General features: G+C 72.3%; 13 protein-coding genes. 5 read left to right on the top strand and 8 right to left on the bottom strand.

The window, feature by feature from the left end; genetic code table 11:
- Positions 1 to 85 precede the first annotated feature (85 nt).
- Positions 86 to 1336 carry a cytochrome P450 gene (locus tag AB0898_RS26325; protein ID WP_366805469.1) on the top strand — a complete coding sequence of 417 codons (1251 nt, stop codon included), beginning with the start codon at positions 86 to 88 and terminating at the stop codon, positions 1334 to 1336.
- A 245-nt stretch (positions 1337 to 1581) separates the two neighbouring features.
- Positions 1582 to 2073, top strand: a complete 492-nt coding sequence (locus AB0898_RS26330) for a peptidylprolyl isomerase (RefSeq protein WP_366805470.1) — start codon at positions 1582 to 1584, stop codon at positions 2071 to 2073.
- Between the two features lie 381 nt (positions 2074 to 2454).
- Here the strand turns inward: AB0898_RS26330 and AB0898_RS31900 are convergent, their stop codons facing one another.
- The 4 genes from AB0898_RS31900 to AB0898_RS26350 all read right to left on the bottom strand — a co-directional run bounded on the left by AB0898_RS31900 (position 2455) and on the right by AB0898_RS26350 (position 5668).
- On the bottom strand, positions 2455 to 2676 hold the full coding sequence (locus AB0898_RS31900) for a hypothetical protein (RefSeq protein ID WP_407078410.1): 222 nt from the start codon (positions 2674 to 2676) through the stop codon (positions 2455 to 2457).
- A gap of 166 nt (positions 2677 to 2842) precedes the next feature.
- On the bottom strand, positions 2843 to 3445 hold the full coding sequence (locus AB0898_RS26340) for a ScbR family autoregulator-binding transcription factor (RefSeq protein ID WP_366805471.1): 603 nt from the start codon (positions 3443 to 3445) through the stop codon (positions 2843 to 2845).
- 55 nt (positions 3446 to 3500) lie between these two features.
- Entirely contained in the window at positions 3501 to 4736 is a 1236-nt protein-coding gene (locus AB0898_RS26345; protein ID WP_366805472.1) for a cytochrome P450, read from the bottom strand.
- A 248-nt stretch (positions 4737 to 4984) separates the two neighbouring features.
- A complete protein-coding gene (locus AB0898_RS26350) occupies positions 4985 to 5668 on the bottom strand; it encodes a ScbR family autoregulator-binding transcription factor (protein WP_366805474.1) in 684 nt (227 codons plus the stop codon).
- Between the two features lie 384 nt (positions 5669 to 6052).
- Between AB0898_RS26350 and AB0898_RS26355 the strand changes: the two genes are divergently transcribed.
- Positions 6053 to 7960 carry an acyl-CoA dehydrogenase gene (locus AB0898_RS26355; protein WP_366805475.1) on the top strand — a complete coding sequence of 636 codons (1908 nt, stop codon included), beginning with the start codon at positions 6053 to 6055 and terminating at the stop codon, positions 7958 to 7960.
- A gap of 54 nt (positions 7961 to 8014) precedes the next feature.
- On the opposite strand, the gene AB0898_RS26360 is transcribed toward AB0898_RS26355, so the two are convergent.
- A complete protein-coding gene (locus AB0898_RS26360) occupies positions 8015 to 8980 on the bottom strand; it encodes a threo-3-hydroxy-L-aspartate ammonia-lyase (RefSeq protein WP_366805514.1) in 966 nt (321 codons plus the stop codon).
- A gap of 50 nt (positions 8981 to 9030) precedes the next feature.
- Entirely contained in the window at positions 9031 to 9672 is a 642-nt protein-coding gene (locus AB0898_RS26365) for a PAS domain-containing protein (protein ID WP_366805476.1), read from the bottom strand.
- Positions 9673 to 9893: 221 nt separating this feature from the next.
- On the opposite strand from AB0898_RS26365, the gene AB0898_RS26370 reads away from it, so the two are divergent.
- Together AB0898_RS26370 and AB0898_RS26375 are read left to right on the top strand one after the other, a co-directional pair.
- Positions 9894 to 10166 carry a DUF3761 domain-containing protein gene (locus AB0898_RS26370; RefSeq protein WP_366805477.1) on the top strand — a complete coding sequence of 91 codons (273 nt, stop codon included), beginning with the start codon at positions 9894 to 9896 and terminating at the stop codon, positions 10164 to 10166.
- Between the two features lie 139 nt (positions 10167 to 10305).
- Positions 10306 to 11646, top strand: coding sequence for an MFS transporter (locus AB0898_RS26375; RefSeq protein ID WP_366805478.1), 1341 nt, complete (start codon positions 10306 to 10308; stop codon positions 11644 to 11646).
- Here AB0898_RS26375 and AB0898_RS26380 read toward each other — a convergent pair.
- Together AB0898_RS26380 and AB0898_RS26385 are read right to left on the bottom strand one after the other, a co-directional pair.
- Positions 11641 to 12108 (bottom strand): hypothetical protein, encoded by a 468-nt coding sequence (locus AB0898_RS26380; protein ID WP_366805479.1) that lies wholly within the window; start codon positions 12106 to 12108, stop codon positions 11641 to 11643. The genes AB0898_RS26375 and AB0898_RS26380 overlap by 6 nt on opposite strands.
- Positions 12109 to 12238: 130 nt before the next feature.
- Entirely contained in the window at positions 12239 to 13543 is a 1305-nt protein-coding gene (locus tag AB0898_RS26385; RefSeq protein ID WP_366805480.1) for a DUF1479 domain-containing protein, read from the bottom strand.
- Positions 13544 to 13603 lie beyond the last annotated feature (60 nt).

Consider the following 13603-nt stretch of genomic DNA (forward strand, 5'->3'; position numbering starts at 1 on the left):
GTGCGGGCTCCGAGGGGCTGAGGCAGGCTACGGGGCAGAGTTCGCACCGCCCGGGCCGATCCGGGAACTTCGGGAGTGATGCGCCATGCCCTTCGACTCCACGTCCGCGCCGGATGCCGCGCCCGCCTCTCCCCCGCCCCCGCCGCCGGTACGGCCGTGGACCGTCGAGGACCTGCCCGCGCTCGACCCCGACCCGTTCTTCGACGAGCTGCTGCGCGACGAGCCGGTCACCCGCATCAGCCTGCCGTACGGCGACGGGCACGCCTGGCTGGTGACCCGGTACGAGGACGTCCGCGCGGTCACCTCGGACCCCCGTTTCTCCCGCGCGGAGCTGGTCGGACGCTCGGTGACCAGCATGGCGCCCCAGGCGGTCGCCTCGCAGACGGCGGGGCTGCAGTACATCGACCCGCCGCGGCACACGGTGCTGCGGCGGGTCGTGGCGCGCGCGTTCACCGCGCGGAGCATGGCGCGGCTGCGGCCGGTGGCGGAGCGCATCGCCCGCCGGGCGCTGGACGGCATGGAGCAGGCGGGACCGCCCGGCGGCCTCATGGAGCATCTGTACACGCCGTTCCCCATCGCCGTGGTCTGCGCGTTCCTGGGCGCGGACGAGGACGACTGGCGCGCCTGGGCGGGGCATTCCGAGGCGCTGCTGTCCAAGGCCGCCGACGGCGAGGACCGCAACAGGCAGGCCCGCGCGACGACGCGCGGCCGGGTGGTGGAGCTGCTGCGCCGGCGCCGCGAGGAGCCGCGCGACGACCTCGCCGGGGTGCTGGCGGCGGCCGCCGCGAGCGGTGAGATCACCGACGACGAGGCGGTCTCGCTCGCCATGGCGGTCTACGTCAGCGGCGGTCACGCGGTGCGCAACAACAGCGGGTCGATGATGTACGCGCTGCTCACCCATCCGGAGCAGTGCGCCCGGCTGCGGCGCGAACCGAAGCTGCTGCCGAGGGCGGTGGAGGAGCTCTTCCGCTTCGTGCCGCACCGCAACGGCGTGGGCATCCCGCGGATCGCCACCGAGGACGTGGAGATCGGCGGTCATCTGATCCGCAGGGGCGAGGCCGTCTACAACGCCTACGTCGCCGCCAACCGCGACCCCGAGGTCTTCCCCGACCCGGACGCGCTGGACTTCGACCGCACCGGCCCCGGGCACGTCGCGTTCGGCCACGGGCCGCACTTCTGTCTGGCCGCGCTGATGGCCCGGATGGAGGCGGAGGTGCTGATCGGTTCCGTGCTGGAGCGCTTCCCGCGACTGAGGCTGGCGGTGGCGCCCGGGGAGGTGGAGTTCCAGCGCGACGGGCTGATCCGGGGACCGAGGACGCTGCCGGTCACTTGGTAGGTCAGTTGTTCGGCGGATAGCGAGCGAGGGGCAAGAGGTGACACAGTTCACAGGTGCGCACATTCCCGGCGCACGGGTGGGTCAACACAGCGCTCTTGCGGGCCCATTGGTGTTCGCAGGCGCCTCACAAAGTGGTTGCAGTCGAGAATTCCAGGGCAGTTGTGCGCCGAGGATCACACTCCTCGGCGTACGCCGGAAGGGGCGTCGGTGAACGCCGGGCGCCGTACGACGGTAGGTTGATCTCCATGAGCGACAACGTTTACTTCGACATCAACATCGACGACCAGCCGGCCGGCCGGGTCGTCTTCCGCCTCTACGACGACGTGGTCCCCAAGACCGCCAAGAACTTCCGCGAGCTGGCCACCGGTGAGCACGGCTTCGGCTACGCCGGTTCGCCGTTCCACCGCGTCATCCCGCAGTTCATGCTGCAGGGCGGCGACTTCACCCGGGGCGACGGCACCGGCGGCAAGAGCATCTACGGCGAGAAGTTCGCGGACGAGAACTTCTCCCGCAAGCACGACCGCCCGTACCTGCTGAGCATGGCGAACGCCGGCCCGAACACCAACGGCTCGCAGTTCTTCATCACCACGGTCGTCACCCCTTGGCTCGACGGCAAGCACGTCGTCTTCGGCGAGGTCGTCGAGGGCCAGGACGTCGTGGACAAGGTCGAGTCCCTGGGCAGCCAGAGCGGCTCCACCAAGGGCAAGATCACCGTCGCCGCCAGCGGCACGGTCTGACGGCACCCGCCGGCCCACCGCGCCGTGCCCCCGCTCCGGGGGCACGGCGACGCCGGGTTCACGGGATACGCCACACGAACACCTCGGTGTCGGGCCCCCGTTCCGAGAACCACCCCTGTGGCGACCGGGCCCGCAAGAGCCCCCGCACCTCCGCCTCGAACGCGCCCGACCGGCGCCCGAACAGCTGCGGCGCCGACGAGGACAGCGAGAACACTCCGGCGACGACATCGCCCTCGCCCCGCGTCAACTCCCCGGCCCCCGGGACGACATGACGCTCGGGCCCCAGGAACCCGGCCCGCCGGAAGACCTCGGCCTCTCCGCCGGGCGTACCCCTCGGCAACACCCCACGCCCCGCGCGCCGTACGGGCCCGAGGTACTCCTTCACCAGCCGGCCGATGCCCTCGTACGGGACCGGCGGCCACCGCGTCTCCCCGCTGCCCGCCCCGCCCTTGAGCCCAGGTCCAGCAGGCGGCCGGTGCCGTCCAGACGCAGCGCACGCGCCAGCACCAGTGCGAGGCCGGGGGCGTAGGGCAGGCGCCCGCGCGTGTAGTACGCGGCGGTGCCCGCGAACAGGGTCTCGTCCCCCGTCCAGTCGTCGGCCATGGCTCACCTCACCGTGATCGTAGGCTAAGCTTGTTCATGAGCGAGGCACCCAAATACGGGTGACGCGCCGTGCGTTGGTGGTCCAAGGAAAGACGCCCCGCTTCCTGCGGGGAAATGCAGGTGCAAGGCCTGCCCGGCGCTCCAGCGGAACCCCGTCCCTGACAACTCAGGGGCGGGGTTCTCTCGTTGGCGGGCGGGAGGCCAGACAGGGCAGGAGCAGGGTCCAGAAGCGGTCCATCCGCTCGCGGGAGAGCCAGTCGCGGTCCCGGCTGCCCAGCGCCTCGAATCCGGCGGTCGCGGCGACGACCGCCACCACCGCGCCCTCGGGCGAGACCCCGTCGGCCAGTTCGCCCGCCGCCTCCGCCCGGCCGACCGTCTCGCGCACCCATGCCTGCCACCAGTCGAGCAGCCCGGCCCGGTGCCGCCGCGCGGGGTCGCCGCTCAGCCGGAAGCCCGCCGAGGTCACCGGGTCGGCGGCGAGTGTGACCGCGAGCTGCCGGGTGGCGGTGACGAGCGCCCCGAGCGCGCTGCCCTCGGAGCGCCCGCAGCGCCCGGCCAGTTCCCGTACCGTACGGGCCGCCACCCGCTCCACCTCGCCCGCCAGGGCGTCCTTGTCCGGGAAGTGGAAGTGCAGGGCGCCCGTGCTCACCCCGGCCCGCGCGCTGATCGCGGGTAAGGAGGCACGGGCGTACCCGTCGGCGGCGAAGAGTTCCGCCGCCGCGTGGACCAGGGCCTGCCGGGTACGGACGGCCCGCTCCTGCTTGACCATGTGGCGCTCCCCCTTCGAAAGCCCGCATCCGCAGCGGGCCCGCGCCGTGGGCCCGTCAGGCGTCCGTGGGACGCAGCAGCACGGGCAGTGAACGGAATCCGTTGAGCATGAAGGTCGGCAGCGGCTGCAACTCCTCGGGCGCGCAGGCCAGTCGTACGTCCGGGAAGAGCCCGAAGAGCTTCGAGAGCGCGGAGGCGGCCTCGATCTCGCCGAGCGGGGCGCCCAGGCAGCGGTGCGGGCCGTGGCCAAAGCCGAGGACGTCGCGCTTGGTGCGCAGCACGTCGAAGCGGCTCGCGTCCGGGCCGTGCCGGTCGGTCTCGTGGCCGCCGGCCGCGAAGTCGACAAGGATGCAGTCGCCCTTGCGGATCGTCACCCCGTCCAGGTCGATGTCCTCGACGGCGAAGCGCAGCGGCGAGTACGCGCCGGGCGTGTGCACGCGCATCGCCTCGGATACCACGTCGGCCCAGGTGGCGCGCCCCTCCCGGACGTGCTCCAGCTGGTCGGGGTGGGTGAGCAGGGCGCCGGCCGCGTTGGTGATGAGGGTGGCGGTGGTGTCCTGGCCCGCGGCGATGAACATGAAGAGGGAGCCGAGCAGTTCCTCCTCGGTGAGCCGGTCGCCGTTGTCGCGGGCGGCGATCAGCGAGCTGGTGAGGTCGTCGCCGGGCTGCTCCCGCTTGACCGCCACCAGCTTGGCCAGGAGCCCGAACGCCTGGAGCCGGGCGGCCTCCATCTCGGCGGCCGGGGTCGTGGAGCTGAACACCGTGCTGAGCGCGTCCGAGAGCGCGTCGGTGTCGGCGCCGCGCGGCACGCCGAACAGCTCGCAGATGACGCGCAGTGGCAGCACCTCGGCGTAGTCGGTGCGCAGGTCGACCGGGGTGCCGGGGGCCACGGCGGCGAGGGAGTCGAGGAGTTCGGCGGAGAGTTCCTCGACGCGGGGGCGCAGCGCCTCGGAGCGGCGCAGGGTGAAGGCGCCCGCGACGAGCCTGCGCAGCCGGGAGTGGTGCTCCCCGTAGGCGAAGAGCATGTTCTCGTTGGCCACCCAGGGGTACAGCGGCCAGTCCTCGGTGATCTTCCCCTCGATGAAGGCGGGCCAGTGCAGCCGGGCGCTGCGCGAGACGCGGGGGTCGGCCAGCAGCCGTTCCACGTACGTCTGCCGCACGACGGCCCAGGCGGTCACGCCGCCGGGCAGTTCGACGGGGACGGCGGGGCCCTGTCCGCGCAGATGGGCGGCCTCGCCCTGGTGGTCGCGGCCGGTGATGTCCAAGACGTAGGGGCAGGCGGTCGTCTCCATCGGTGTCCTCCTGGTTCGGTCCTGCGCTCACGTGGTCGTGCTGCGGTGCCGGCCGGCGGGAGGTCCCCCGGCGTCCGGGCGGGTCCGTGTGGGGAAGGGGTGGCGGCCGGGGGCCGTGTGGGGAAGGGGTGCTCGCCGTCCGAGCGGTGGCCGGGCGGCGGTCCGGCGACCGGGCGGGGGCGTGGTCCGGGTACCGGCCGGGCGGCGGTCCGGTCCCCGCGCGCCCGCCGTGCGCCGCTCCCGGCGGCTCAGCCGGTGACGCCGGGCTCCTCGGTCTCCCGGCGCAGGGCCAGGGCCTCGGCGTGGACGCGCCCGCCCCGGTCCAGGCCCATGTCGAGGCGGACGAGGACGGCGGGGACGGCGATGCTGGTCATCAGATGCCGGTAGAGGTCGACCACGCGCTCCATGAGGTCCGTGTGGTCGTTCATGATCTTGGAGAGCACCTGGGCGCCGGTGAAGGCGGCGACGAACGCCTTGGCGGCGGCCTCGACGTCGACGTGCGGCAGGAGTTCACCGCTCGCCTTCGCCCGCGCCAGGAGCTTGGCGTTGTGGTCGATCCAGGAGGCCATGGGCACCCGCCGGTCCAGGCCGTCCTGGGGCGAGCCCTGGTCCACGGTGAGCCGGACGCTGCCCCGCACCAGCGGATCGCCCTCGCCGAGCAGATGCGCGAGGAGGAAGCCCGCGTCGAGCCCTTCCTGGAGGACGAGTTCGCGCGGCGGGGTGTCCGGCACCGAGGTGAGCTGGTCGGTGAGGACGGCCTGGGCGAGCTGTTCCTTGGAGGCGAAGTGGAAGTAGAGGGCGCCCTTGGTGACGTTGGCCCGCTGCAGAATCTCGGAGATCGTGGCGGCCTCGTACCCCACGTCGGCGAACACGTCGGCGGCTGCCACCAGGATGTTGCGCCTTGTCCTGATCGCACGTTCCTGCAGCGCCACGGCACACCCTCCGCACTGGCTTCACGGCCCGGTCGGTGACGGAAAGAGACCGGCGGGTACGCATCCTGCCACCCGCCAACTCGCCCTTTCAAGCGTGCGCTCGCCCTCACGTACGAGCGCCCGGGCCCCTCACCGCCGGCCACGATAAGACGTGCCGCCCGGTATCACAACGCCTTCCGGCCGACCCGGCGCGCTGCGGGAGGGTGCCACATCCCTGTAAAAGCCGTTCAGTTTCGGTCAGTTGTCGAACTTGAAGCACCCACATTACGCAACCGTGCGGTAACCGATTGACAAAGTCTTTGCTTGATAAGCAAACCGGAAGGTCCGTATCTTCTGACACTGCGCATCCCTTCCTGCCGGATCTGCGACCACGGGAGCGGGCCCATGACTCTTCTGACACCTCAGGTAGAACTCCCCTCGGCACCCGGGAACGACGACGAGCACCACAAGTCCCTTCTGTCCGCGTCCCGTTCCGCACCGGCCCCGGCGGCCGTCGCGGAACTGACCCGGCTCCTCTTCGACGGCGGAGCGCGCGAGCGCGGGCACGGCCGCTGGCGCGACCTGATCTCGCGGGACACCTTCCGCCACCGCCCGGGGCTCACGGCCGCCGAGCGCGCCGAACTCTCCTACGCCTGGCTGCGCCTGGTGAACGACACCGCCGGGGCACCGGAACGGCTCGCCGACGATCCGGCGGAACTCGCGGCCCTGCACGAGTGGGCGGCCATCGTGGACGGTGGCGGCGGCCTGTGCACGGTGGCGAGCATCCACTACAACCTGTTCCTCGGCAGCCTGCTCGACCACGACGGCGGCCGCGACCTCTCCGACTTCACCTCGCTGCGCCGCGTCGGCACGTTCCTGTGCACGGAGCTGGAGCACGGCAACGACGCCTCCGCGCTGGAGACGACCGCCGAACTCGACCCGGCCACCGGCGGGTTCGTGCTGCACACCCCGCACGCCGGCGCCCAGAAGTTCATGCCCAACACCAGTCTGACCGGCGGCCCCAAGAGCGCGGTGGTGGCCGCCCGGCTGCTGGTGGACGGCCGGGACGAGGGGGTCTTCCTGTTCCTGACCCCGCTGAGCGACGAGAACGGACTGCGTCCGGGCATACGGGTGCGCAGGCTGCCGATGCGCACCGGCGCGCCCGTGGACCACTGCATGACCTCCTTCGACCGGGTGCCGCTGCCCCGCTCCGCCCTGCTGGAGTCCGCGCACGGCCGCCTCGACGCCGAGGGCACGCTGCACAGCGAACTCGGCAACCGGCGCAAGCGGTTCCTGCGCTCCATCGGCCGGGTCACCATGGGCAAGCTGTGCATGAGCGGCGCCGCGATCGGCGCCACCCGGGCAGCCCTCGCCATAGCCGTGCGCTACGGCGGACACCGGCAGGTCAGCGGGCCGCGCGCGGGCGAGCGCATCCCGGTGAACGCCCACCGCTCCCACCACGGGCCGCTGTTGAAGGGCCTGGCCACCGCGTACGCCATGACCTTCCTGCACCGCACGGCACTCGACGGCTGGACCACGCACCGCACGGACCCGGACCCCGAACGGCAGGCGGAGGCCGAGCGGCTGGTCGCGGTGGCCAAGAGCTGGATCACCTGGCAGGCGCGGGAGGTCACCGTGGAGTGCCGTGAACGCTGCGGTGCCCAGGCGCTGTTCGCGGCCAACGGGCTCTCCGAGTTCCCGCAGTACATCGAGGGCACCGTGACCGCCGAGGGCGACAACACGGTGATCTCGGTGAAGGCGGCCGCCGAGATGCTGTTCGCCGAGCAGCCGCCGCCCGGTCCGCTCGACTCCCCCGCCGGCGCGGCCCAGTTGACCGAGCCGGGGCATCTGCGGGGGCTGCTGGCGCGGGCCGAGTCGATCTGGCGGGACCGGGCGCGGACCCGGCTGCGGCAGGGGCCGTCCGGCGATCCCGTGGCCCGCTGGAACGGCGCTTCCTCGGCGGCCCTGGAGATGGTCTCGGCGCACGCCCGGCTGCGCGCCGCCGACGCCTTCCTGGACGCCGTGGACCGGGCGTCGGAGCCGGGGGCGCGGGCCCTGCTCGGACGGCTGTGCCTGCTGTTCCTGCTCCAGGAGACGAGCGCCCGCAGCGGTGACCTGCTGGCGCACGGGCATCTGTCGCCGGACCAGGTCTGCTCGCTGCCCGGGCTGGTGGACGACGTGCTGCGCGAGCTGGCCCCGCACATGGGCGCCCTGGTGGAGGCGTTCGACCTGCCGGCCGCGTTCCTGGACGGGGTGCCGCTGGCCAACTCGGGCTCGGTGTCGCTCGCGGACTACGCGCTGCCCGCCGAGTAGCGCGTACGGCGTCTCCGGGCGCGGCCTCGCCGGCCTTGCCCGGAACCGCCGTCGTCAGCCGAGGAGTTCGGTGAACCTGCGGGTGTCGATGTTGCCGCCCGAGGCGATGACGCCGACGCGGCGCGGGAGGTTCTCGACCCGGCCGGAGAGGAGGGCGGCCAGGCCGGTGGCGCCGCTCGGCTCCAGGACGATCTTCAGCCGCTCGAAGGCGAACCGCATCGCCTCCACGATCTCCTCGTCGCCGACCAGCGCGATGGCGTCCACCAGCCGCTGGTTGAGCGCGAAGGTGATCTCGCCGGGCGAGGGCAGCACCTGGCCGTCGGCGATGGAGCGGGGCACGGGGATGGTGACGCGTTCGCCGGTGTCCAGGGAGCGCTTGGTGTCGTCGCCCTCCTCGGGCTCGACGCCGATGATCCGGATCGCCGGATGGAGGGACTTCGCGGCGGTGGCGCTGCCCGCGATGAGCCCGCCGCCGCCCACGGGCACCACGAGCGCGTCGAGTTCGCCCGTCTCCTCCAGGAGTTCGAGCGCGGCGGTGCCCTGTCCGGCGATGACGTCGGGATGGTCGTAGGGCGGGATCAGGGCGAGGCCCCGCTCCTCGGCGAGTTCGGTGCCGAGCGCGTTGCGTTCCTGGGTGTAGCGGTCGTAGGTGACGACCTCGGCGCCGTAGCCGAGGGTCGCCTCCACCTTGGAGCGGGGGGCGTCCTCGGGCATCAGGATGACGGCGGTGGTCCCCAGTTCACGAGCGGCAAGGGCGACGGCCTGGGCGTGGTTGCCGGAGGAGAACGCGGCGATGCCCTTGGCCAGTTGATCGGGCGTGAGCCGGGCGGCGGCGTTGTAGGCGCCCCGGAACTTGAAGGCGCCGACCCGCTGGAAGTTCTCGCACTTGATGAACACCTCCGCCCCGACACGGGAGTTGAGGGTGCGAGAGGTGATCACGGGGGTGCGGTGGGCGATGCCCTTCAGGCGCGCGGCGGCGGCCCGGACGTCGTCGAGGGTGAGGGAGGGTACGGCGGCCATGGTGAGTCCCCTGGGGTGATCGGCGGTACGGGTGGGCTCGGACGGTCCTGTCATCCGGCGTAGTTGTAGACGGTGGCCCGGGAGATCCCGAGCAGGTCCGCGATGGTCCGGGCGGCGTCCCGTGAGGCGAAGTAGCCGTCCCGGTGCAGGCTCCGCACCAGTTCCCGCTTGGCGTCGCGGCTCAGGGATCTGGGGGTGCTCCCGCTGCGGGCCGCGTACGACTCGACGGCGGTGCGCAGTTCGCGGGCGGTGCGGTCGCCGAGCGACTCCGGTGGCTCGCCGGGGTGTTCGGGGCCGGTGGCGACGAGCCGGCCGAGTGTGAGGGCGACCGGGGAGAGCACGGAGACGTCGAGGTTGAGGCAGAGGGCGGCGACGTAGTCACCGGCGCGGTTCTTGATCCCGATGGAGGTGCTCTTGGCCGGGCGGCCGTCGGGGAAGCGGTTGGGGTAGTTCTGGACGACGCCGGGGTAGTCCGGGTCGGCGATCCGGGCGAGGCCCAACTCGGTCGCCGCGTCGCCCACTTGGCGCCCGGAGAGGTTGTTCTCTATCGCCCGGATCGCATGGCCCGGGTCCCGCAGGTCGTGCAGCACCACCTCGCACAGCCCGGGGAACATCCGGCCGAGGGCGACGGCGATCTTCTCGGCCTCCTGGATCAGATGTTCGTCCGCGTCGTATTCCTCGGGGCCTTCCATGAACGTCCTCCGCTCGCAGGGAAGTTGGCGGCCCGCGTGAACAGCGACTCTGGACCGGATTTCCAGTTCTGGACAATACATCCGAGCGCCGCGCCGCACCACGGCTTTGCCGGCACCCCCTCTCCCACCCACCCATTCCTCGCCCAACTCGCAAAACATGTGAAGACCCTGGTATACGATCTTCACGCGAGCATCACATTCGATCTCTAGGGGGGATTCCTTTGCGCGCACGCCTCGCCGCCACGGCCGTCGCCGTCGCTCTCGCCGGCGCCTTCTTCAGCGCACCGTCCGCGTCCGCCGCGACGGCGCTGCCGGCCAAGAACACGGCCCACCACTGTGTGCACCACACCACCGGGGTCTGCGGCTGGACGCACCACCAGAAGCCGAAGGACGCGTACGAGACGGCGAAGTGCAAGGACGCCTCCGTGTCGTACTCGAAGCACTCGCAGGGCACCTGCTCGCACCACCGCGGTGTGAAGTACTGGTTCAAGTAGGCCGCCCCGCCGGGCCGTCACGGGGGTGACGGCCCCTTGTGCGGGTGGGGCCGGTGACTCATGATCGGGCGGACCCGTGTCCCGGCGGAACGGCGGCTGTCGCCGTGCCTCCGGGACTTCGCCGTCCCCTGGAGCCGCCATGACACCCCCCACGGCCGTACCGTCCACGGACTCCCCCGGCAGCCGCCGTCTCGCCCTCGTCGGCGGATCGCTCGGCAATCTCGTCGAGTGGTACGACTGGTTCGTCTACGCCAGTTTCGCGATCTACTTCGCCGACTCCTTCTTCCCCGGCGACAACCCGACGACCCAACTCCTCAACACGGCGGGCATCTTCGCCGTCGGCTTCCTGATGCGCCCGGTCGGCGGGTGGATTCTCGGACGGGCCGCCGACCGGCACGGCCGCAAGAGCGCGCTGACCCTGACCGTCACGATGATGTCGGTGGCCGCGCTGCTCATCGCCGTGGCCCCCACCTACGGCCAGGCCGGCTACTTCGGCGCCCTCGTCCTGCTGCTCGCCCGGCTGCTCCAGGGGCTCAGCATCGGCGGCGAGTACGCGGCCAGCGCCACCTATCTCACCGAGGCCTCCGCGCGGAACCGGCGCGGGCTCGGCTCCTCCTTCCAGTACGTGTCGATGACCTGCGGCCAGCTCCTTGGCCTCGCCATCCTGATCACGCTGCAACACACCCTGACCGAGGACCAGTTGAAGAGCTGGGGCTGGCGGCTGCCGTTCGTGGTCGGCGCGGTGTTCGCCCTGGTGGTGTTCTGGCTGCGGCGGCGGCTGACGGAGACGGCGGCGTTCACCGAGGAGGCGGCCGGGGAGAACGCGCCGACCGCGCGCGGCACGCTCACCGCGCTGTGGGAGCACCGGCGCGAGGCGGGCCTGGTCATGGCGCTCACCCTGGGCGGCACGGTGGCGTACTACACGTACACCACGTATCTCACCAAGTACCTCATCGGCAGCGCGGGCATGGCCAAGTCGACGGCCACGCTGGTGAGTTTCACCGCGCTCACCGTGTTCGCGCTGCTCCAGCCGCTGGCCGGGGCGCTCTCCGACCGGATCGGCCGCAGGCCGCTGCTGATCACCTTCGCGGTGGGCTGCACGGTGGGCACGTATCCCATCATGACGGCGCTCGGCTCGGCGTCCTCCTTCTGGCCCGCGCTGGGGCTGTCCCTGCTGGCGCTGGTGATCGTCACCGGCTACACCTCGATCAACGCGGCGGTGAAGGCCGAGCTGTTCCCCACCCGCGTCCGCGCTCTCGGTGTCGCCCTGCCCTACGCCGTCGCCAACGCCCTCTTCGGCGGCACGGCGGAATACGTCGCCCTGTGGTTCAAGGACGCCGGCCACGAGCGGCTGTTCTTCTGGTACGTCTCCGGCTGCGCGCTGATCTCCCTGGTGACGTACGTCCTGATGCCCGACACCCGGGACGCGGCGCTGAGCAAGGCGGAGGCGCAGCCGGGCGAGAAGGTACCCGCTCTATAGCTGATGTATCCAGGCGATCACGAACACGACCGCCCCGGCCGGCAGCAGCAGCGCGGCGGGCAGGGCCCAGGCCCCGGTCCGCTCGCCCCGTACGAACCGGGCGCCGAGGCGGTCGTCCAGGTGCGCGATGAACCACAGCAGGCCCAGGGCGCCGGCCACGACGGGCAGGCTGGCCAGGAAGTGCACCAGCCAGGCCCCGGCGAGCGTCGGGCCGCCCCAGGAGTGGTCGTACGGCCCCTGGTCGACGAATCCGTACAGCGCCCCGCGCGCGATGACCAGCAGTTCCGTGCCGACGAGGACGAGCGCGACGGCGCCGAGCAGGATGCCGGTACCGGCGTGGAGCAGACCGCGTGAGCGGTGGGGGGCGCGGCCCTTCAGCGCGGTGGCCGCGCGGGCCACGCTCAGCGGAAGGAGCGCCGCGGCCCGGAGGATGTCCTTGGCGAGGGGTCTGATCGACGTCATGCCAGGACGCTAGGCCGCCGGGCCGGGGCGCTGCCTCGTGCGGGAGCAGGAGCGCGGCCCCCATCACGCGCCCGGGGTCTCCCCGAGGCCACGCTCCGGGTCTCCCCCAGGCCCCGCTCGGGGTATCCCCCTACGGCGTCTCGGCGAAGCCCAGTCCCCGGCGCCCCGTGTCGTTCAGGGCCTCGGGGCCGAAGCGGTCGGGCCAGGTGCGCTCGTAGTGCTCCTCGGGGAAGTCCGAGGGGCTGGAGCCGGTGAGGAAGGCGGCGCGGACCGAGCCGGCGTACTCCTCGTTGCGCGGGCACCAGGGGGCGGCGGGGATGTACATGACGTTGCCCCAGCCCTGCTGGTCCTGGACGGGGGCCACGCTGTGGATCATGTCGCAGTGCCACCAGACGGAGTCCCCGGCGCGCACGTCCGGGATGCCGGAGAGGGCTTCGAGGAGCAGGGGGTGCCACTTCTCGCTCGCGGGGAAGACCCGGTTGACGGTGACCCCGCACATGTCGTCCTCGGGGACGTCCGCGAGCAGCGGGCGGAGCATCAGCAGGGCCATGGCCTCGGGGACCGGCACGGTGTGCAGGACGCCCTGGTCGTGGTCCATGTCGGACAGCGCGGTCCAGCCCTGGAAGGTGCGGAACGCCGAGCACATGGTGGAGCCGGGGTACTGCGGGCCCGCCGTGCGGTGGGCCGGGTTCCAGGGGTCGTACTCCTCGACCGTGCCGTCGAAGAGGTGGCGGAAGGCGCGCTGGTAGGCGCCGGTCATCCACAGGTCGAGGGTGCCGGGGTCGCAGTGCGCGCCGAGGCCCGCGGAGTCGGCGCCCGGGGGACGGCGGCGGATGCGGTCGGGGTAGAGCGCGTCGCGGTCGGGGTCGAACCACTGGACCCCGTCGGAGGTGTGCTTCCAGAAGGAGTTGAGGAAGGACTGCGTCCGGGCCATGCGGTCGCTCTGCCGGGCCTCCATCTGCGGCGGGGACCAGTAGACGGGGTAGATCTCGGGCCGGGAGCCGACGCTGCCGAAGAAGTCGTCGCCGGGGCCACGGTAGTTCTCGAAGAACCGGTTGCCCTCGACGTAGTCCACGATCCCGGCGTCCCAGGCGAGGGCCCGCTCGCGCGGGAAGTGGCCGCGCACGACGAGACAGCCGCGCCGCTCGACGGCGGCGCGCTGCTCGGGGGTCACGGTGCCGTTCTCGATGTCGGCGTACTCGATCACGGGCCAGACCGGCTCGCCCGCCGCGCGCGCCGCGCGGATCTCCGCGACCCGCTCGGCCACGCGCCGCTCGGCGACGGCGTAGACCTCCTCGACGGTCCGGCCCGACGCCTCGATCCGGGCACGCAGCGCGGCCTTGATGGTGCGGATCGCGGCGGGCAGGTCCTCGGGCACGGTGTCCCAGTGCGGCAACTCACCTGTCTGGGGCTGCTGTTCAGCGGCGAGCGTCATCGCCCGGCTCCTTCGGTACGGCTCTGTGTGGGTCACGTACGACGGCATGGAATCCGGCGG

Source organism: Streptomyces sp. NPDC005435 (assembly GCF_040703155.1).
Classification (GTDB): domain Bacteria; phylum Actinomycetota; class Actinomycetes; order Streptomycetales; family Streptomycetaceae; genus Streptomyces.